The organism is Mycobacterium sp. IS-1590 (genome assembly GCF_001500025.1).
GTDB lineage: Bacteria > Actinomycetota > Actinomycetes > Mycobacteriales > Mycobacteriaceae > Mycobacterium.
The window spans coordinates 33,097-54,422 of record NZ_LQIW01000011.1; the positions used below are offsets into that span (position 1 = coordinate 33,097).

Here is a 21,326-nt window from a genome sequence, read left to right on the forward strand (position 1 = left end):
TCCGGCGCGATCAGCTCCGGTCGGACCAGCGGAACATCGCCAGACAACCGATCAGCCCGGCGACGCTCCACGCCGCCAACACCAGGAAGATGCGCCAATGTTCCCAGCTGCCTGCCGGTTCCAGCGCCACCAGCTCCGCCGGCAGCAACACCGACCGGAAGCCTTGGGCCATCCACTTGACCGGGAACACAGAGCCGATCACCAACATCCACGTCGGCAGGATCATCAGCGGCACATACGTTCCCGAGACGAACTGCAACGCCACCGACGGGCCGTTGGTGATGACGGCGGCGGACACGGCATTGCTCGCCAGGTTGCTGATGAAGATGCCCAGCAGTGCACAGCTGACGATGCCCAGGACCGCCACCCATCCGAGGGTGAACCATCCGTACACGTCGGTCGGCAGGCGCAGGCCGAAGACCAGCACACCTACCGCCAGCAGCAGGACGGCCTCGGCGAGGCTGACCACCGCGACGAGCGCGATCTTGCCGATGAAGTACGACGACGCCGTTGTCGGTGTGCCCCGAAGGCGCCGTAAGGCGCCGGTGTCACGGTCGGCGGCGATGCTGGTGCCGAGGTTGACGAACGACGTCGACAAAATGCCGTAGGCCAGCATGCTCGCGGCGATCACCGCACCGGCGCTGGTCTGGCTGCCCGGCAGTTCCGCAGAAAAGATCGAACCCAGCAGCAGGCAGATCACCGCGGGCATGGTGAACGTCAGCACCACCTGTTCAGGCCGCCGGTAGAACATCTTCAGTTCGGGAACGACCCGCGACAGCCCGATCCGCAACGGGGACGGAAGCGACGGTTGTGCGGTCGCGCGGTGTCGGGGCGGCGATGGGGCGATGATGTGTTCGATGTCCGTCATGGTTGACCGATCAGTTGCAGGTACGCGTCCTCGAGGGTCGGCCGACTGATCGTCAGCTTCTCCAGCTCGACACCTCCCCTGCTGCGACGACAGACGAACTCGGTTGGGAAGTCCGTTGTTTCGATGCGGACCTCACCGTCCTCGATCCACCGCACCGTGGCAGCCGAGCTCACGTGCTCGGTCAACCGCGCCGGTGAGTCGACGGCCACCACCCTGCCACTCGCGATCACCGCGACCCGGTCAGCCAGCGCAGCGGCCTCTTCGAGGTAGTGGGTGGTCAGCAGGATTGTGGTGCCGTCGGCGGCCAGGGATCTGATCAGCTGCCAGAACTGCCGTCGTGCTTCGGGGTCGAAACCGGTTGTGGGTTCATCCAAGAACAGCAGTTCGGGTTTGCCGATGATGCCGAGCGCGACATCCAGCCGACGGCGTTGACCGCCGGAAAGGGTGCGCACTCGGGAGTCCGCGACCATGTCCAGACCGACGAGGTCGAGCACGTCGCCGGGATCTCGAGCGGCGCCGTAACAGTTCGCGAACATCTGCACGGTCTCGCGCACCGAGAGCATTCCGGCGTCGCTGACCTCCTGCAGCACGATGCCGATCCTGCCCCTCCAGTCCCGTCCCGCCGTCTGTGGGTCCTCGCCGAGCACCCGCACGTGTCCGGCGTCGCGAGTTCTGTTGCCCTCCAGGATCTCTATGGTTGTCGACTTGCCCGCGCCGTTGGGGCCGAGGATGGCGAAGACCTCGCCGTAGGCGACGTCGAGGTCGAGGTCGCACACGGCGCGCGTCGGCCCGTAAGCCTTCGAGAGCCCCCGCACCTGTACGGCCGTAGACGTCGCCGTCATGGCGCGGCGCCGCCTTCGAGTTCGGCCAGCAGGTCTCGCAGCTCGGCCTCGGACATATCGTCGATCAGCCCGTCCACGTCGACCTCCGGGACCGGTTGTGGTTCGGTCGCAGGGGCGGCCTCCGCGGCGGGTTCCTCACCGTGGATGGTGGGCAGCTCGTCGAGCACGCGGGCGGCCAGCGAGTCGACGCTGACACCCTTGAGGATCTCCAGCACTGGAAGGTCGATCGAGAACGTGGTGTTGATCCTGACCCTGAAGTCCATCGCCATCATCGAGTCCAGGCCGATGTCGTCGAGCATGTCGTCGTTCGCGAAATCGGTGACCCCGCAATCGAACACCGCCGCAACGAGGCGCTCCACCTGGTCGATGATCACGTTGAGACGCTCGGCCTCCGGCGTGTTCGCCAGTAGCTCGAGCAACGATCCGTCCGCCCCGGCCTCCGTCGGTGAAGCGGTCGCGGCGTCGAGGTCGGCGAACATCTTCGGCAGGTGTCCGCCGAGAAGTTGGCGGGCGCGGTTCCAGTCGGCGCTGATGGCGATGACGTTCGGAGCGGTCTGATTGATCAGGCGGTCGAGGATCAACGCGCCTGCCGCCGGGGTGATCAGTTCGATTCCCCGCATGGCGTAGACATTCTCGAGGTTGAGGTCTTCGACCATCCCCACCGACCAGGGTCCCCAGCCCACCGTGAGGGCCGGCAGTCCCTGCGCCTGCCGCTGATATGCGAAGGCGTCGAGGAACGCGTTGGCGGCGGCGTAGTTGCCCTGCCCGGGCGAGGCGATGACCGAACCGGCGGAGCCGAACATCACGAAGAAGTCGAGTTCCTGACCGGCGAACGCGGTGTGCAGCGCCCGGGTGCCGGCGATCTTGGGACCCAGAACCTTGAGGAAATCGTCTTCGCTGACGTTGACGAGAAGCTGGTCGTGGACCGCGCCCGCGGCGTGGATGACTCCGCGAACCGGTCTGTCGTGATTGCGCTCGTGGTCGGCGAGCCAGGCGGCCACCGCGTCGGCGTCGGTGATGTCGACACTCGCCGCACTCACCAGCGCCCCGAGGCGTTCGACGGCCCTGACGGTGTCGACGGCGGTGAACTGCGGGTCGTCGGGCGTGATGCTCGGCCACCGCTCGCGCGGTGGCAGCCCGCTTCTGCTCAGCAGCGCGATGTGTCGCGCGCCGTGCTCGACGAGATAGGTGGCCACGCTGCGGCCGAGCGCACCGGTGCCGCCGGTGACGACGTAGGTCGCGGCGGGAGAAAGCTTGGTGGGGAACGGTTTCGTGAGGCTCGTAGTGTGGCGCAGCCGCGGAACCAGCTTCACCTCGCCGCGGAACGCGGTCTGATCCTCGGATGCGGGCTCCAGAATGTGCCGACAGACACGCGCGGCGGTGTCACCGACGTCGTCGGTGTCGTCGATGTCGATCAGGCCGCCCCAGCGTTCGACGAACTCCTGATGACCGATGACCCGGCCCAGTCCCCAGACCGTGGATTGGTCGACGGCCAGAGGTTCGGTGCCCAACGCCGGCTGCGCGTTCGCGGTGACGACGTACAGGCGCGGGAAGACGGTGTCGTGTGTGGCCAGTGCCTTGGCGATGCGCAGCAGCGTGAGGACGCCGAGGTGGTCGGCGCCGTCGGTGTCAGACGCCTGCGGGTCGGCATCGAGATCCATTGACCAGCAGTCGATGACACCGGCGAGGTCGCTGTCTTCGGCAAGGTGCCGGTCGAACAGCTGGGCCATCTGGTCGGGACGCCGCTCGTCGATCGCGTATCCGCCGTCGACCGTGGTGACGGTGTCCACGGGGCGGTGTACGACGGTGCGCACGCGGTGGCCGCAGTCCCGCAGTCGATCGGCGAGCGCTTCACCGAATCCGGTGTCGTCGACGAACACCAGCCATGATGCGGCCTGCGTCGGCTCGGCGCTGTTCTCACCGCTGGATTCGGCCGCGGGGATCCACTGGAGTTCGTAGAGCCCCTTGTCGATTCGTTCCGGCGACATGCGGGTCGAGGCGCTCAGCGATCGCACCGTGAAGCCCTCGAAGACCGCCAGCCGATCACCGCGGTGGTCGCAGATCGTGATGTCGCTCTCGATCTCCTCGGCGGTCGCCGACCTGACGACCAGCCTGACGGTCATGTCTCCCTTGGGTGTGCCGTACACGGCGCTGCGCCGGATCCGGACGGGCAGGTATGGGCTTTCTGCGGCATCCCCGCCGGGAAGCGGTGCGCCGAACAGTGTTTGGAATGCGCCGTCGATCAGTGCCGGATGGAACCGGTAGTCGTCGAGCGCGGCTGCGATCGGAGCCGGGATCTCCATCTCGGCGACCACCCAGGCGTCTCCGGCTGTGAGGCCGGTGACGGAGCGGAACGCGTCGCCGTAGTCGAACCCGATGGCTTCGGTGAGGGCGTAGAACTGCGCGCCGCTGAGAGCGTTGGCGGGCGCGCCCTCGGCCACCGGCGGCGGGGCGCCGGCCGATTTCGGGAGCGTGGTGAGACCGGCCGTGGCGGTGATCGCCCACTTGAGTTCGCCGTCGGCGGTCGCGGTGTGCGCGGCGAACTCCAGGGCTCCGGTGTCCTGGTTGACGGTGGTACGCAGAATGGGATCACAGGTGTCGTCGAGGATGAGTGCGCGGTGCAGCACCAGGTTCTCGACGGCGAGGTCCACTCCGTAGGTCTCCTTCCCAGCGGCCAGCGCCAACTCGATGTAGACCGCTCCGGGTACGACGACGCTGCCCTGGACCCGGTGGTCGCCGAGGAACGGCACCATCGCGGTGCTCAATTCGATTTCCCACGTGGGGTGTACGGCGCTGACCGGTTGGCCGAGCAGCGGGTGCACCGGGTGATAGTGCAGAGCTTCGGTGGCCTCCTGGGTCTCGTTCCAGTAGCGTCGGGTCTGCCACGGGTAGCCGGGCAGCTTCAGCAGCCGTGCCTCCCCGCGGGGATAGATGGCGCCCCAGTCGATGTCGTGGCCGTGGTCGTGCAGCGCGCCGAGGCCCGCCATGAAGGTGTGCACGTCGTCGTCGTTGCGTCGTTGGGTGGCCTGGACGAGCGTCTTCTGCGCGCCGGCGATCTCGAAGATCGAGGCGGCCAGTACGGGATGCGGTCCCAGTTCGACGAAATGCGTGTATCCGTCGTCGAGCATGCGGCGGATGGCCGGTTCGAAAAGAACTGTGGCGCGGGTGTTCTGCCACCAGTACGCGGCGCCGGACCGGTATCCGTCCAGGAGGCCGCCGGTGACCGTCGAGTAGAGCGGGAGCGTCGCCGGCTGCGACGACAACCCGTCGAGCGCCTGGTGGAGATCGCGCCTGATCGCGTCCATGTAATGGGTGTGATAGGGCACCTTGCCGGTCAGGTACCGGGTGAAGACCTCGGCGTCCTCCAATCGGCGGGCGATGTCGTCGAGGACCTCACCGTCCCCGGCGATGGTCACCGCGGATGGGCTGTTGACGGCCGCCACCGAAACCCGTCGCCCGAATTCCTCGCGCATCGTGTCGTCGAGGGCCGTCATCAGCGAGTCGGTGTCCAGGCCGACGGCCAGCATGCGGCCCTGTCCGCTCGTGCGCTGTTGGAGCCTGCTGCGGTGGTATATGACCTCGACCGCCTGCTCGAAGCCCAGCAGCCCGGCGAGGTGGTGGGCGGCGACTTCGCCTGCGCTGTGGCCGATCACGGCATCGGGCCGGATGCCGAACTGGGCGAGCTGGGCGGCCAGGGCGATCTGGATCGCGAAGTTGGCGGGCTGGGCGAACTCGGTTTCACCCATCCGGGAATCCGCTTCGTCGCGCCGCAGTTCGTCGATCAGTGACCAATCGGTGTGGCGCGCCAGCTCGCGATCACTTCGCGCGATGCTCTCGGTGAACGCGGGCATGACGTCGAGAAGTCCGCGGCACATCTTCCACCATTGCGGGCCCATACCACTGCAGACGAACGCGAGCTTGGGGGTCGACGGCGACGTGCGCCCGGAGGCGATCTGGCCCCCGTCGGCGAGGGCGCGCAGTTGGTCTCGGGCGTCGGCGACGCTGTCAGTGACGAGCGTGTGGCGGTGGCTCAAGTGTGAGCGTCGTTGTGACAGAGTGTATCTCAGGTCCAACAGGTCGGTGTTCGGTTCGGCCTGCAGGTGGTCGGCCAACCGGTCCGCCACCGCCACCAGGGCCTCTTCGCTGCGCGCCGAGATCGGCAACAACGTGAGAGGGAGGTGCTCGGCGGTGTTCGAGGTTGGGGCGTCGGCCGGGGCCGGTGCTTCGGCGAGCACCGCGTGGGCGTTGGTACCGCCGAATCCGAACGAGTTGACGCCTGCGATCCGCCGTCCGGCAGGAAAGGGGCGGCCCGCGCGTGGCACGTCGAGCTTGAGCTCGGTGAGGCAGACTTGGCTGGTCGGGTTCTGCAGATGCAAGTGTGCCGGGATGTAACCGTGTTTGAGCACCAACGCCGTCTTGATCAGTCCGGCCACCCCGGCGCCCGCTTCGAGGTGACCGATGTTGGTCTTGACCGAGCCGATCGCCAGGGGCGCGGTGCGGTCAGACGTCAGCGCCGAAGCGAGCGCGCGCATCTCGACCGGGTCGCCGACGGGTGTGCCGGTGCCGTGCGCTTCGACGTACCCGACGTCGCTCGGCCGGATATTGGCCCGACGCAGCGCAGAGGTGATGGCGGCGGCCTGCGCCTGCGCGCGGGGCACGGTGATGCCGTCGGTGCGGCCGTCCTGAGACACCGCGGTGCCGAGGATTTGGGCGTAGATCTCGTCGCCGTCGCGCAACGCCTGTTCGAGGGGTTTGATGACGACGACGGCACCGCCCTCGCCGCGCGCGTACCCGTCGGCGGACTCGTCGAAGGCTTTGCAGCGCCCGTCGGGGCTGAGGAACCCGCTCTTGGACTCGGCGATCGCGGTGTTGGGGCCGACCATGATGTTGACGCCGCCGGCCAGCGCGATCTCGCTCTCACCGTTCCAAATGCTCTGCGCCGCAAGGTGCACCGCGACCAGCGAGCTCGAACACGCCGTGTCGACCGTCATGCTCGGTCCGCGGAAGTCGAAGGCGAACGAGATCCGGTTCGCCAGCATCGTCATCATCATTCCGGCGGCGGAGTGCGTCTTGAACTGGTAGCGGCTGCCGCGGCCCTGGTTCTGCAGCAGTTGGTAGTCCAGGGTGAAGCCGCCGATGAATACGCCGACGTCGGTGCCGGCGAGGTCGTCGGGTCGTATCCCCCCGTCCTCCAGGGCCTCCCATGTGGTCTGCAGCATCAGGCGTTGCTGCGGGTCGATCGAATGGGCTTCCCGCGGGGAGATTCCGAAGAACTGCGGATCGAACTGGTCGATCGCGTCGAGGAAGCCGCCGCGCCGGGTGACCATCTTGCCGACCTTCTTCGGGTTGGCGTCGTGGAATCGGTCGGCGTTCCACCGTGATTCGGGGACCTCGCTGGTGGCATCGATGCCGTCGCTCAACAGCTGCCAGTAGTCCTCGGCGGAGCCGACCCCGCCGGGTAGGCGGCATCCGATGCCGACGATCGCCAGCGGTACGGGCCGGTCTAGGTTGTCGTGCGTGTTCATACCTGCAACTCACGGATAGCGGTGTGAATCCAGTCGGAGCTGACCGGATTGTTCTGTTGTTCATGGCGATACACGGAGCGGAGTTCCCTCAGCAGAGGATCGCGCTGCCACGCCTGCACCTGGGCGACGGCGGCATCGTCGTCGAACAGTGTGGACTTGTCGGCGAGCACGGTTTCGACCAGCTGACCCGCCAGTTGTCGCAGCAGCCTGCCGTTGTCCTCGAACCTGTCGGTGAAATCGGGCGCGGGTTCCATCATCGCCACGTGCAGCGTCGCCATGAAGTCCAGCGGCTCGTACAGGTCGACGAATCGGACCGGTGATTGGCGGCCTTCCACGGCCGCCCATTCGCGGAAGAACCGCTGCACCCGGTTGCTCAGCGCGATCATGCCGTCGAGATGGGGCACGACCGCGGGATCGTCGGCGACGCTGACGAACCGTCCGTTGCGGTAGAGCAATCCGATGAAGCCCCAGTAGAACGCGATGTCCCAGACGATCTTCGCCGACATCACCGTCGGCGTGCCCATGAGCGTGTACTGCTTCTCGTACACCGCCAGCCACATGTCGGCCAGGGACCTGAACAGGGAGTCGCTGATGCTCGCCCGGGCGACCACGTCTTCTCCGTCGAGTTCACGCGTGATCATGTCGGTGACCAGACCGTTGCCGATCGCAACCAGGTCCAGCCCCGAGGAGTACAGCGGGTCCAGGAAGATGCCTGCGTCGCCGGTCAGGCACCAGCGCGCGGTGCCGTCGAAGACCTTGGTGGCGGCGTGGCTGTAATGCTTCATGACACGGAAGTCCATGATCGCGTCGTCGTGTCGGGCGATCTCGTCGGCGCACTGTGGTTCATGCCGGCGGATCCACGCCTTGGCCTTATCCAGCGTGTTGAACTCGTCGAACGAGTGGAACTCGGGATCGGCGACGATCCCGACGCTGGTGGCGCCGGACGCCAATCGGATCAACCAGACCCAATAGCCCTCGCCCATCAGGTGATTCGTCGACAGGGCGCGGTCGCCTTCGGTCAGACGGGAGTGCCATTCGGGGTCGGCGCTCCACTGGCCGATGTCGAGTTCGGCCTTGACCCGGAACCATGCGGCGTTGCAATGGTGTTCGGTGGCCCGCTTCAGGTCCAGCTGGCGCGACAGCGTGCGGTTTCGTCCGGAGGCGTCGACCACCCAGCGTGCCGTGGTGCTGGCGGTCTCGTCGTCGTCCTGGTACGTCACCGTGTGCGCATCGTCGCCGAAGTCCACGGTCCTGACGCGGCCGCGGGCCGTGGCTATCCCAGCGGCTTCGCACCGGCGGGCGAGTTCGTTCTCCAGCCTGCCCCGGTCGATCTGGTAGGTCACCTGGGGTACGAACGACGAGCTGCCGAGTTCCACGCGGCTTGCGATGTCGGTGTTGCCGTCGTGCGTGAAGAACATCCGCAGGCCCATCTTGCGGATCTGGGCGATGCTCAAATGGTCGGCAAGGCCGAGGCGTTCGCGAAGGTAGTGCGCAGACACCTCAACCGTCGATTCGCCGACGGTGTGGGTGACCTCGGCGACCGGGCGCGCGGACGGCTCGATGATCACAATCCGGGTGTGTGGGCGCGCGGTGCGAAGCTCCAATGCCAACGTCAGGGCGGCGGCACCACCTCCGATGATGGCCACGTCGTGGTTGGTCTGCGTAGATCCGTTGAGGGACAGTTGGTTCCGGATCTTTCGTGCGAGGGCGGCACGGGCCTCGGAGTCGAGTTGGGACAGCTTCGATCGCACCTGCGTTACCTTCCTTCGGTCGCCGGAACGGCGGACGTCGCCTCGGCGTGGTCCGCTGACGGTGGTGTGGCGTCGACCGGAGGCCGGTGGCGCCCGTAGACGAATTCGAAGATCGGGGCTGCCATCAACGTCGTGACGATGGCGACCAGCACGAGGATGGTGAACAGCGTCGGGGTGATGATGCCGGCCTCCAGACCGATGTTGAGGAGGATGAGCTCGATCAATCCACGTGCGTTCATCAACGAGCCCAGCGCGACCGACTCGCGCAGCGGCACCTTGCTCAAGCGTGCCGCGGCGGCGCACGCGACGCCCTTGCCCGCGATCGCCACGACGAGTACGCCGAGCGTCAGCGCCCAGAGCTCCGGCGTGTTCACCAAGCCGATCTCGGTGTTGAGCCCGGAGTAGACGAAGAAGAGCGGTAGAAGCAGCCTCGTGGTGAGTGGCTCGATGGTCTCGGTGAGGCGCCGGGCGAACAGTCCGGACGGCATGGCGACACCGATGACGAAGGCGCCGAAAATCGCGTGGATCCCGATGGTGTCGGTGAGCCAGGCGCCGCTCATCAGGACGATCAGGACGGTGCTCAACACCCACCCGGGGATGGTCCGCTGCTCTTCGGACTTCGAGCCGAGCACCCGTGCCGCGCGCCGCCCGAGCGTCAATACCAACACGGTGTAGAGCAGCCCGCCCACGATGGCTGTGATGGCCGTTGCCGGGGTGCCGCGGTGCACGGCGACGACGACCGCCAGGATGCACCAGGAGATCGCGTCGGCGGTGGCGCCACAGGCGAGCGCGAGAGTGCCCAGAGACGTTCCGGTGAGACGTTTTTCGAAGATTATCCGCGCGAGCATGGGAAAGGCGGTGATCGCGATGGCCGCACCCATGAACATCATCGCCATCGGGAGACTCACGCCGTCACCGAAGAATCCGCCCGAGGACAGCAGCGGCACCGCGACCACGGCGCCGAGCACCAGGGGCGCGAGGGTTCCGGCGGTGGATACCGCGACGGCGGTGCGGGCGCGCTGTTTGACGTGGTCGACGTCGAAGTTCAGACCGACGACGAACATGTAGAGCACCAGGCCGATCTGCGCGGCGGTGTAGAGCACGACGTTGGATGTGCCTGCCGGGAACAGGGACTCCTGCACCCCCGGCGCGACCCGGCCCAGCAGTGAGGGACCCAGGACCACCCCGGCGATCATCTCGCCGACGACCGGCGGCTGGCCCACGCGTTGCGCCAGCAGGCCGGCGAGGCGGCACGCCGCGAGGATGACCGCCAGCGCGAGAAAGAAGTGAACAGCAGTTGCCGCGGGCATATCAGGTCCTACGGCCCGCGGTGCAGACCATGGGGGTGCAGCTGTGTACGGAGCGCAGCGCTGCGCGGGCGGGCTCCACCAGTCCGTCTATGACTCACCTCGTCGCTTCTGACCTGTCGGCGTGTGCACGTCTCGCCGGAGACGATGCATTTTCGATGCAGTGGGGTATTGACACATTCTGCGGTCGCTAACCGTGCGAATTTCTTTCCGAATGATGACGGCGGGCTAATCGGGGGCCCGGCCTGCGGTCTCGGAGCCCGGCTCGGTACCGTCCGCCTCACCCGTGGCCCGCACATCGATCTGCTCATTGACGTAGCGCGCGAGCACGGTCAGCATCGCCACCGTCGGCACGGCGAGGAAGGCGCCGATGATCCCGTACAGCGCGCCGCCCGCGGTCACCGCGAGCAGCACCACCGCTGCGTGCAACTTCATCACGCGGCTCTGCAGCAACGGCTGCAGCACATTGCCTTCGATCTGCTGCACAGCGATGATGACGGCGAGCACCAGCAGCGCGTTGACGAAACCGTTGGCCACCAACGCGATCAGCACCGCGAGCGCTCCGGCGACGAAGGCGCCGATGAACGGAATGAACGCGCCGATGAAGGTCAGCACGGCCAGTGCGGGCGCCAGCGGGACACCGAGTATCACCAGGCCGGCGCCGATGAAGACCGCGTCGATCAGAGCCACTCCCGTCTGCGCGCGGATGAAGCCGCCGAGGTTGTCCCACATCCGGCTGAGCACCGTTTCCAGGTGCCGCCCGGCGCGGCGCCCGGTCAGCCCGACGAGCCAGGGTGAGAACTTGCGGCCGTCTTTGAGGACGAAGAACGACAGCACGATCGTCAGTACCAGCGTCACCAGGACGCTGCCGACCGTGCTGACCCCGCTGACGACACCGGTCGCGATCGCGGCGGACCTTTCGCGCATCGCGTTGACCAGTGAGTCGGTGAAGCGCTCCAACTGCTCCTGCCGCAGGTTGAGCGGGGGCCCCGCGATCCAGTCCTGCAGCCGGTTGATGCCTTCGGTTGCCTGGTCGATCAGCGCGGGTAGCTGGCTCAGCAGTGGCGGGATGATCAGCGCGATCAGACCCGAGGCAATGGCCAGGAACAGCAACAGCGTCGTCAGCGCGGCGACCGCCGGCGGCAACCCGGCGCGGTCCATCAGCACGCGAGCCGGCGGCCACAGCACCGTGCACAGGATGACGGCGAGCAGGACCGGCAGGAAGATCACCCACAGCTGGGCCACGAGCCAACCGAGCACCACCGCGCCCGCGGCGATCGCCACGATGACCAACGACCACTTCGCCATCCACAGCGCGCCGGATCCGATCAGGGCTCCACGGTCCCGCTCGGCTGCTGCACCGGGGCTGTGTTCGCTCACGCGAGCGTTCTACCCCGGAAGGTCATATCGAAACCGCGGCCGGTCCCGTACCAGAACGCTGGCTATGCGGCCTGACAGGCGAAAGTTCGACCGCGCCGCGACGTGGTCGGTCGGACATCACGCAGTAGCGGAAGGCCGCGCGCTCGGTGTGGACTCGGCCGGTGCGAGGATGCGTTTCAGGAAGGCGATCTGATCGTCGACGACGCGCTCATGCCAAGGCTCGCCGGGATACACGTCGAAGTGGTCGCAGGGGTAGTGATGAACCGTCGCGCGCATCCGCGTCGCGGCCGCCGTGGCCGGCGCCGGCGGGGCGGTACGGTCCAGATCACCGATCTGCACGAGGGCCGGGCAGGTGACACGTTCGGCGCTCGCGATCGGCCGGTGGCCGCCCATGACCAACACCAGCCGGGCGGCGAATTCGTTACGCCAGGTCGGCCCCGCGATGCGACGCATCCCTTCGACGGCACCCTCGGCACTCAGACCGGCCACCTGCCCTGGCGCGCCCACCACGGGAATGAGCACCGGCGGGCGGCCGCGCAACTTCGCCGCGACATCCCGGATGCCGTAGCCCATCACGCGCGTGACGTACCGCGGGCCAAGCGTCCGCAGCATGTGGGTTGTCACGGACAGTCCGTCGGTAGCGGGCGTCAGCGAGATGACGCCCGCCAGGTGCGGGTCGTCGGCGGCGACGCGGATGACGTGCCCGCCGGACAGCGATACCCCCCACGCCACGATTCGCGCCGGGTCCACATCTTCGAGGCGGCGGGCGTGGTCGATCACCGCGTGGTAGTCGGCGACCTGTCCGGCGAGTGAGATCAATTGCCTCGGCTGTCCGGATGATTCGGCGAAGTGGCGGTAGTCGAACGTCACGACCTCCGCGCCGGCGTCGGCCATCGCTTCGGCGAACGCGAACAACCCACAGTCCTGGGTGGCGCCGAGGCCGTGGGCCATGACGACGCAGGGTCGTCCCGCCGGGCCGGTCAGCGCGTCCGTCGTCGCGGAGAAGCGCCGCGCCGCGATGATGTCGCCGCCGACTGGAATCTGAATTTGGGTGGATGTCACTGTGCAGGCCCTCCGAACAGCGCTGTGTGCCAGACGTGAATGATCGCCGCGAGAAGCGGGCGGGCGGCCTCTGGTCCGTCGTCCGAGCGGATGTGGCGGTCGAGGACCCGTTCGTTCATCGAGATCAGCGCGTGGGCAAGGGCTTTGGCGTCCGGGATGTCGATGGTGGGCTGGGTGGCGATGAAGTCGCCGACGAACTCCTCGTACCGCGCCAGCCACTGGTCCCAGATGGTCTTGGCTTCGGGGTCGGAGTCGCGGGCGTCGAGCATCGCACGGAACAGGGTCCGGTGGGCGTGCCAGGACTCGAAGGTCCGCGTCATCGCGTCCGCCACGGAGGCACGCGGATCACCACCGCCGGCCAGAAAACCGCCGATGGTGAAGACGTCGTCGGCGAAGATGTCGGTGAGCAGTTCGGTGACGACCTCGTGCTTGCCCGCGAAGTAGAAGTAGAACGCCGGGCGCTTCAGCCCCGCCGCCCGAGCCACCTCGGCGACGCTGATCTCGGCGAGCGACTGGGTTTGCAGTTGCTCCTCGAAGGCTTCGAGGAGCCGCTGCCGGCTCTCGTCCCCGCGCGGTTGCGGCCGGCGCGCGTTGCGTCGCGACGTCTGCGTCGACTCAGGCGACACCGGCCGCCTCGCGTGCCCGGCCGGCCAGCTGCACCGGACCGAACTTCTCGACGCGGCGCCGACCCGCCGGCAGCTCACGCTTGCGCATGTCACGTTCGTAGTCCCAGTAGTCCACCTGCTGGGTGTGCCGCGGTTTGTCGGCGAAGTGGCCGACGTACTTGCGCTCGTCGGCGGCGATGACGCGCCACATCTCGGCCTCCGACGGGGGCCGGTAGGTGCCTGCGAGGTACGCGGCGACCAACCGGGCCTGGCACTCCACGAACGGGAACAGCGTGGGCACCGCCTGGGCGAATCCCATGAAGAGCAGGTCGTCGATGCCCGGCTTGAGGATCCGCTTGTACAGCGGCAGCCGGTTGTCGGGGGCCTCGATGAAGCTGCGGTCGAAGAACGGGAACGTGATGTTGTATCCCGTCGCGTAGATGATGACGTCGGCCTCCACGGTCGAGCCGTCGACGAACACCACCGAATTCCCGTTCAGGCGTTCGATATTCGGCTTTGCGGTCGCGTCGCCGGACCCCAGCCGCATGAGCAGTTCGGCGGACTGGGTGGGGTGCGCCTCGAGGAATCGATGGTTGGGTTTGGGTAGGCCGTAGCTTTCGGGATCGCCGAACATCAGCTTGGCGAACGGCTGCATCGCACGCCGCTGCCACGCCAGCGGGATCACCGGCAGCGAGCGCGCGACCTTGTCGGCGGTCTTGCCGAAGATGTACTTGGGCACGATCCACGCGCCCGAACGGGTCGAGAGATAAACCGTGTTGCGCCAGGACTTCTGAGAGAGCTCGGAAACCAGGTCGGCCGCCGAGTTCCCGATGCCGACCACGACGATGCGCTTGCCGCGCAGATCGAGCGGTTCGGTGGGATCGATGTAGTGGTGGGCGTGGATGCTCTCGCCGGTGAATTCGCCCGGGAAGTCGGGGGTGCGCGGATCCCAGTGATGGCCGTTCGCGACGACCAGCGTGTCGTACCGCCGCGTCTGTCCGTCGGCGGTGTCGAGTTCCCAACCCCCGTGCGGTAGACGCCGCGCGTGCTTGACCTCGTTTCGGAACTGGATGCGGTCCAACAGACCGAAGGTCTCGGCGTAGTCGTCCAGGTACTCCTTGACCTGCGAGTGATGCGGGAAGTCGGGGAGGTCGGCGCGCATCGGGAAGTCGCGGAACGACAGGCACTCACGCGAGGTGTCGATGTGCAGCGACCGATAGGCGCTCGAGTGGCCGTTCGGATTGCGGAACGCCCAGTTCCCGCCGATCCGGTCGGACGACTCGAAGCAGTCGTACGCGATGCCGGCGTCCGCGAGGTTCTTGCCCGTGGTCAGTCCGCTGATGCCTGCGCCGATGATCGCCGCCGTGGGTGATGAAGCCATTTGCCTACCGTTTCTGTGAACTCAGTCACCGGTTACGGTACCAAATTTCTGACAGCTGTCAAAGATTGCTTCGCAGCGGGGCCGCCTCGAAGTTTTCGCTGGTGGCAGCCGCCGTCCCAGCGGCGAAGGGAGAAGTAGGCAGGCGTTTCGGACTCAGGTGGTGAGCCGCATTTCGGCGTCGGGATGCGAACTGAGCGTCACAACCACCGTGCCGGGACCGGTCGCGAATGTCGTGTTGGCATAGCCGACGAAGCCGTAGTGCCCGTCGATGGTCGACACAGCGGTGATGTCGCTGCTGCCCGAGGCGCCGCTGTCGAGGTTCACCCAATCGGCGGCGACGGTGAGAGAACACGAGCCGTCGTAGGTACCGGCGTCGTAGTGGATGGCGACGCGGACCCCGTTCTCGGCGCGATCGCCGACCTGTACCGGGGTCACCTGTGCCTCGGCGCTGACGCTTCCGCCGCATGTCGGCGACGCCACCACGGGAACGCGCTCGAGTTGGGCGAACGCCTCTGCGTGTGCCGTCGCCATCCCGGCCCAGGGTGCGGCCAGAACGACGGCGACTGCGCCGGCGGCACGAAGCGAGGTCATGATCTGTCATCGGCCGTCGCGACGGCGGTGTTAGCGCGCTTTGTCCGGACGCGCCGATCGCGGCCGTCGGCTATCGGCTGGCCGTTCCGGCTGACGCGGCGCCGGAACCCTGTAGGACAACGGGTTCCGGCACCGTGACCGTGTCTGGTATCAGCTTGCGAGCAGTCCGTCGATCTGGTTGATCGCCTGCCTCGTGCCCTCTTCGACGCCCATCTCGAGCACCTTCTGCAGGCCTTCGGCCGACTCGTAGGTGCTGACGTAGGTGGCTCTGGTGGAACCGTCGCCGATCGCCTCGAAGGTGTACACACTGTGCGCGACCGGCATATCCCGTATCGGCTCGAGATTCGCGTCGGCGAAACCGTCTTCGAAACTGAAGCTGCGCGGCTCGTCGACGGCCGTGACGTTCCAGTATCCGCCGTACTTCTCACCGTCGGGGCCGGTCATGTAGTAGGTGACGGTGCCACCCGGGGTGAGCGCATGCTCGACCACGGTGGCCGGGTAACCCGGTGGGCCCCAGATCTTCTCGAGCTGTCGCGGGTCGGCGTAGATCTGCCAAATGCGCTCGACGGGCGCCGCGAACTCCGCGGTGATCGTCAGGGTGCGCTCGTCGATGTTCTTGCTGATGTCGGTGACAGGCATGGTTATTCCTCGCTGAGTAGGTCGTCAATGCGAGCGATGCGACCTCGCCAGACGTCCTCGAGCTCGGTGAGCATCGAGGCGACCGACCGCACCGCCTCCACTTCGCCACTCGCCAGCTGCTCTCGCCCCTGACGACGCTTGGAGATCAGGCCCGCCTTCTCCAGCACGGCGACGTGCTTTTGCACCGCGGCAAAGCTCATGTCGTACTGCGCCGCGAGCGCCGTGACCGAGTGCTCGCCGGCCAGCACCCGACGAAGAATGTCTCGCCGAGTCCGGTCGGCCAGGGCGTGGAAGAACGCGTCCGCTCTGTCCTCGTCCTGGTCGGTCACCACCAGAATATACAACCAATCGGTTGTACATTGTCAACCGCGGGAGCAGTCCCTAGCCGGTGAAGCCCTCTCCCTTGGTCGATCGGTCGTGGTGGGTGTACGTCAGCGGAATCTGCCGGCCCTTGGCGATTTTGTTCAGCATCGCGATCCGCTCCCGCGCGGCCGCCCCGGTCTTTTTTCTCTGCTCGCGGAAGGGGTTGGACCACGGCAGCTTGTCGGCCACCATCGCGATGCCGACGTTGAGCCTGGCGACCTTCTTGAAGATCCGGATCCGACGTTCGTAGTTGTAGCCAAGCGGCTCGAAGAAGCTGCCGGCCACCATCGCCTCGATCTGCTGGTACCCGAACACCGCGCCCGCCGGGACAAGGGCGAGGGTTGCGGTGAGCTGGTTGGCGTGCCGGGCCACCAATTTCTTGACGACGCCGGGAAGCGTTTCGGTCAGCGTCGTCAGGTGCGCGGGCCCCGCGATCGCATCGACGAGTTCGGCTCGCCACGGCGACGGGTTGCCGCCCCTGGCCAGGACGTAGTTCAGCGACTTGATCAACTCCAGGCCGGTCGGGGAATACAGCCGCTCCGGCGCACCCCACAGCCGCCCCGAGTACGACGAGTACTCGGCGAGGTCCTCGAGCTGCTGCCTGGTCAGCTTCCGTCCGAACGCGTGGTCGACGAGCCGTCCGAGCAGCATTCCGCTGCCGAACCCGAGCAGCGACGTCACCGGAATGGGCTCGCCGAACTTGAGGTAGACGTCGTCCCCCCATTTCCGGCGCAAACCACGACTGGCCAGCCCGTGCATCAACCGCACCCGCACCACATCCTGGAACGCCTCCGAGTGCCGGTCGAAGATGTCGGGCAGCGTGAACTCCGCGAACACCCGTGCGGTCTCGATGAAGCGCCGCGGTCCGTCATCGGCGAAACGACCGGTGGCGCCGGTGGATGCGGAGATGTCTCCGGTCATCGCGGTCTCATAGAACGCCCACCCCTGGATGATCATGGTGGCGGCCCGGGTGGCCGACATCGCCAGCATGCGGCCGCGTTCCGCGGCCTCGAGGTCGAACTGGCTCGGAAGCTGGTCCAGGTGCTCGAAGAATTCGACGAACTCCCGGGGCGGATCCTCGAGCGTGTCGATGCCCTGGGTCAGCGCCTGTTCATACAGTGCGCGGCCCTTCTCGTAGCCGAGGCGCTCGAACGCGTCGACCACGCCCACGATGTATTCGTCGCCCTGCCAGAAGTAGTCGTCGCGTAGCCGCGTGAGTTCGTTGGGTTGGACCTCTTTGTCGATGTCGATCCACTCGCCGAACATGAACTCGCGCATCTGCCGCCACTGGTCCGCGAAGTGGTCGCGGCCCGGGGGGATGGGCCGCAGCGGCCGATCGGGATGATCCCGCCGGTTGAACTCGACGTCTTCGAGCAGGATTTCTTGCCGCTCGCCAGTGACAGTCATGTAGGCGGATCCAATCTGCTAGATACAGGACACTGATTTTGACGTTATCGCACGGTCCTACGGATGTGAATGCCGATTCCGCGCTCGCTACCCCGCTATCGACTCGTAGGTGTCGAGCATTGCCATGTCGGCCGCTGCACGTCCGGCGCCCCAGCCGGCACCGTTGGACGCTGAGACCGCGCGAGGCACCGTCGACGGAAACAGTTGATGAGCGAGTTCTTCGGCCGCTCGACTGTTGGCCGCCAGCACAGGAAGCAGGCGAGCGTCGCGCTTGACTTCCTCGGTGACCGATGCGCTCGCGCTGTCGAGTCGCTCGCCGATGCGCTGTGCGTACGCGAGGAGAAAAGACTGGCGAAATGTCCTGGAGCGCGCTTGCGCGGTTCCGCTGCGGCCAGCGCTCAGCATGGCTCGGTTGGCTTGCACGAGCAGCGACGTGGTGAGCAACTCAACCAGATCGAGATCGGTTTCGCAGCCGACGATCGTCGCGAACCCGAGTCGCTCGGCCCACACTGCACGGCACTGGTTGGACTGACTGACCACTTGCACCAGCGTCGCCTTGGCCGCGGCGTACGGGTTCTCGATCCAGATGCGGCGCGCGATCGCGGCGGGCTCACGGCCTCGATCGTGGCGGGCCAGCGCTTCGTTCAGCGAATACCTGCGCATCAGATCTTGGGCCTTGGCCGAAAGAGCCTCCGCCTCGTCCGGGTACTCGGTGGCTTCGGCTTTTGCCAGCAGAGCGCGCACCTTGCCGAGCGCCTTTTCGTCAGTGACGGTCACCGCCGTTGCCGTAGGCCGATACTCGCCGGGAAGCGGCACGATCGTTTCCAGCGCCGGGAGGCGGCCGAGAAGGTTCAGGAGTTTGAGGACCGCGGCCAGACCGTCGCGCTGGTCGACGGCATTCGACGCTGCCCACCGCCACATCTGGGGTGGCTGGCTACTCGATCCGACGGTGGCCGAGAGCGTGGCGATATCGGCGCGCCAGTCCGGGTGCAAAGTCGCGGCCGCGTATCGCCGACACTCATTGACGATCGCCTCGTCGAGGTAACGGATCTCGGCCGGCTTCAGCTTGCGGCGCCCGATTTCGTGCAGATCGGACGGTTGCCAACCGTGCTTCCATGCCGCGCTGATGGCCTCGTTCATGGCGAGGTCAGCGGCAACGTCGAGCTCGTGCGCGAAGTCCCGGAACTCGCGCAGCAGTTCGGTGGCACGACGCGGCAGATGCTCGGGTGGGCCCGAGGCGGCCGTGCTCAATGCCACGACAAGGTGTTCGAGGAGGAGGGCGCGGTCCGGTCCCGGATCGAATGACCCGACGCGCTCCTGTTTGGGCGTCGCCCGGCGGCGGTTCCTCTGTTTGGCTGCCCGCTTCTCGCGGTTGCGTCTCCCCATGCGCCGAAGTCTTCCGAAGGGGTCCGACACGCTGCGGCAGCCGCGCCGATTCGTTCGAGGCAGTCTTCACCTGGCTGTGTCGACACCGTTATCACCGCAGGCACCCAGGTTCCGCGGAGATGTCGATCCCCGCGTCTACGATTCCTGCGGCCCCCAAATCCGCATCGACACAAAGGACCCGCAGTGAGTTACACCGCCGCCGACATCACCGAACTCGATGATGTCCAGCACACGCGCCTGCGGCCGGCGGTGAACCTGGGGCTCGATGTGCTCAACACCGCGTTGCGTGAGTTGATCGACAACGCCATCGAGGAAGTGGCCGATCCCGGCAACGGTGGCTCGACGGTGACGATCACCCTGCACGCCGACGGCTCCGTCAGCGTCGCCGACGACGGTCGCGGCCTGCCCGTCGACACCGATCCGGCGACAGGAAAGAACGGCATCGTCAAGACGCTCGGCACCGCGCGGGCCGGCGGGAAGTTCGACGCCCATACCGATGCCGCGAGCACCGGTGCCGGTCTCAACGGAATCGGGGCCGCCGCAGCGGTATTCATCTCCGCTCGCACCGACGTGACGGTGCATCGTGCCGGCAAGACCTACCTGCAGAGCTTCGGACGCGGCTATCCGGGAACCTTCGAGGGCAAGGAGTTCGATCCCGACGCCCCGTTCACCCGAGCCGACACCCAGAAACTGCGCGGCGCCGGCAATCGCAAGCCCGCCATGCAGGGCACCACCGTCCGCATCCTGTTCGACCCCGCGGTGGTGCCGGACACCAGCGTCGACATCGGTGAAGTGCTGCTGCGGGCGCATGCCGCGGCCCGGATGTCCCCCGGTGTTCACCTGGTCGTGGTCGACGAGGGCTGGCCCGGTGCGGAGGTGCCGCCCGCGTTGCTCGACCCGTTCAGCGGCCCATGGGGCACCGACACGCTGCTGGACCTCATGTGCACCGCCGCCGGCACTCCCGCGCCCGACGTCCGCGCCGCCGTCGAGGGCCGCGGTGAGTACACCACCGGCCGCGGCCCGACGCCGTTCCGCTGGTCGCTGACCGCAGGGCCGGCCGAACCGGCGACGGTGGCCGCGTTCTGCAACACGGTGCGAACCCCCGGCGGCGGATCGCATCTGACGGCCGCGATGAAGGGGCTGTCCGAGGCGCTGGCCGACCGCGCGTCGCGGATGCGCGATCTGGGCCTGGCCAAGGGTGAAGAAGGCCCGGAGCCACAGGATTTCGCCGCTGTCACCGCTCTCGCCGTGGACACCCGCGCACCTGATGTCGCCTGGGACTCGCAAGCCAAGACCGCGGTGTCATCGCGGTCGCTGAACGTGGCCATGGCCCCGGATGTCGCGCGCAGCGTCACCGTGTGGGCGGCCAACCCGGCCAACGGCGATGCGGTGACCCTGTGGACCAAGCTGGCGCTGGAGTCCGCGCGGGCACGACGCAGCGCGGAAGGGGCGAAGGCTCGGTCGCGCGCGGCTTCGAAGGCCAAGGGGTTGGGCACCAACCTGTCTCTGCCGCCCAAGCTGCTTCCCAGCCGGGAGACCGGTCGCGGATCGGGCGCCGAGTTGTTCCTGTGCGAGGGCGATTCGGCGCTGGGCACCATCAAGGCCGCGCGCGACGCCACCTTCCAGGCGGCCTTCCCGCTGAAAGGCAAGCCGCCCAACGTGTATGGGTTCGCGCTGAGCAAGGCGCGGTCCAAGGACGAGTTCGACTCCATCGAGCGCATCCTGGGCTGCGGTGTGCGCGACAACTGCGATCCCGAACTGTGCCGATATGACCGGATCCTGTTCGCCTCCGACGCCGATCCCGACGGCGGCAACATCAACTCCAGCCTGATCTCGATGTTCCTCGACTTCTACCGTCCACTCGTCGAGGCCGGGATGGTCTATGTGACCCTGCCGCCGTTGTTCGTCGTCAAGACCGCCAGCGAGCGGATCTACTGTCAGGACGAGTCCGAGCGCGACGCGGCGGTGGCCAAGATGAAGGCCACCTCGAAGGGCAGGGTCGAGGTGCAGCGCAACAAGGGTCTCGGCGAGATGGACGCCGACGACTTCTGGAACACCGTGCTCGACCCCCAGCGGCGCACCGTGATTCGCGTTCTGCCCGACGACGGGGAGAAGAAGTTGCACCACACGCTGTTCGGCGGGCCACCCGAGGGCCGGCGCACGTGGATGGCAGAGATTGCCGCCCGCGTCGACACCAATTCCCTCGATCTGGACTAGGA

Annotated in this window: 15 protein-coding genes; 1 reads left to right on the plus strand and 14 read right to left on the minus strand. The window is 67.1% G+C overall.

All coding sequences use genetic code 11. From position 1 onward, the window contains the following. Positions 1 to 10: 10 nt before the first annotated feature. The 14 genes from AU197_RS09145 to AU197_RS09210 all read right to left on the minus strand — a co-directional run bounded on the left by AU197_RS09145 (position 11) and on the right by AU197_RS09210 (position 19,107). Positions 11 to 868, minus strand: a complete 858-nt coding sequence (locus tag AU197_RS09145) for an ABC transporter permease (protein ID WP_064402228.1) — start codon at positions 866 to 868, stop codon at positions 11 to 13. Further along, positions 865 to 1,710 carry an ABC transporter ATP-binding protein gene (locus AU197_RS09150; protein WP_064402229.1) on the minus strand — a complete coding sequence of 282 codons (846 nt, stop codon included), beginning with the start codon at positions 1,708 to 1,710 and terminating at the stop codon, positions 865 to 867. Before AU197_RS09150 ends, AU197_RS09145 begins: the two co-directional genes overlap by 4 nt. Beyond that, a complete protein-coding gene (locus AU197_RS09155) occupies positions 1,707 to 7,235 on the minus strand; it encodes a type I polyketide synthase (RefSeq protein WP_064402230.1) in 5,529 nt (1,842 codons plus the stop codon). The genes AU197_RS09150 and AU197_RS09155 overlap by 4 nt, the downstream gene beginning before the upstream one ends. Further along, complete coding sequence (locus tag AU197_RS09160) at positions 7,232 to 8,986, minus strand: NAD(P)/FAD-dependent oxidoreductase (RefSeq protein WP_064402231.1); 1,755 nt, start codon at positions 8,984 to 8,986, stop codon at positions 7,232 to 7,234. Before AU197_RS09160 ends, AU197_RS09155 begins: the two co-directional genes overlap by 4 nt. A 5-nt stretch (positions 8,987 to 8,991) precedes the next feature. Further along, entirely contained in the window at positions 8,992 to 10,296 is a 1,305-nt protein-coding gene (locus AU197_RS09165) for a cation:proton antiporter (RefSeq protein ID WP_064402232.1), read from the minus strand. A gap of 225 nt (positions 10,297 to 10,521) precedes the next feature. Next, positions 10,522 to 11,601, minus strand: coding sequence for an AI-2E family transporter (locus tag AU197_RS09170; protein WP_082696583.1), 1,080 nt, complete (start codon positions 11,599 to 11,601; stop codon positions 10,522 to 10,524). 189 nt (positions 11,602 to 11,790) lie between these two features. Then, on the minus strand, positions 11,791 to 12,735 hold the full coding sequence (locus AU197_RS09175) for an alpha/beta hydrolase (protein WP_082696577.1): 945 nt from the start codon (positions 12,733 to 12,735) through the stop codon (positions 11,791 to 11,793). Continuing rightward, positions 12,732 to 13,361 carry a TetR/AcrR family transcriptional regulator gene (locus tag AU197_RS09180; protein WP_064402234.1) on the minus strand — a complete coding sequence of 210 codons (630 nt, stop codon included), beginning with the start codon at positions 13,359 to 13,361 and terminating at the stop codon, positions 12,732 to 12,734. The genes AU197_RS09175 and AU197_RS09180 overlap by 4 nt, the downstream gene beginning before the upstream one ends. Next, positions 13,351 to 14,721, minus strand: coding sequence for a flavin-containing monooxygenase (locus AU197_RS09185; RefSeq protein ID WP_064402235.1), 1,371 nt, complete (start codon positions 14,719 to 14,721; stop codon positions 13,351 to 13,353). Before AU197_RS09185 ends, AU197_RS09180 begins: the two co-directional genes overlap by 11 nt. A gap of 153 nt (positions 14,722 to 14,874) precedes the next feature. Next, positions 14,875 to 15,312, minus strand: coding sequence for a hypothetical protein (locus tag AU197_RS09190; RefSeq protein WP_064402236.1), 438 nt, complete (start codon positions 15,310 to 15,312; stop codon positions 14,875 to 14,877). Positions 15,313 to 15,462: 150 nt separating this feature from the next. Further along, entirely contained in the window at positions 15,463 to 15,951 is a 489-nt protein-coding gene (locus AU197_RS09195) for an SRPBCC family protein (RefSeq protein WP_064402237.1), read from the minus strand. Positions 15,952 to 15,953: 2 nt separating this feature from the next. Beyond that, positions 15,954 to 16,280 carry an ArsR/SmtB family transcription factor gene (locus AU197_RS09200; RefSeq protein ID WP_064402272.1) on the minus strand — a complete coding sequence of 109 codons (327 nt, stop codon included), beginning with the start codon at positions 16,278 to 16,280 and terminating at the stop codon, positions 15,954 to 15,956. A gap of 52 nt (positions 16,281 to 16,332) precedes the next feature. After that, a complete protein-coding gene (locus AU197_RS09205) occupies positions 16,333 to 17,721 on the minus strand; it encodes an oxygenase MpaB family protein (RefSeq protein ID WP_064402238.1) in 1,389 nt (462 codons plus the stop codon). A gap of 87 nt (positions 17,722 to 17,808) precedes the next feature. After that, positions 17,809 to 19,107, minus strand: a complete 1,299-nt coding sequence (locus tag AU197_RS09210; protein WP_064402239.1) for a DUF2786 domain-containing protein — start codon at positions 19,105 to 19,107, stop codon at positions 17,809 to 17,811. A gap of 183 nt (positions 19,108 to 19,290) precedes the next feature. Between AU197_RS09210 and AU197_RS09215 the strand changes: the two genes are divergently transcribed. Then, the gene (locus AU197_RS09215; RefSeq protein ID WP_064402240.1) at positions 19,291 to 21,324 is read left to right on the plus strand and encodes a toprim domain-containing protein; all 2,034 of its coding nucleotides are present in this window, start codon (positions 19,291 to 19,293) and stop codon (positions 21,322 to 21,324) included. The last annotated feature ends 2 nt before the right edge of the window (positions 21,325 to 21,326 follow it).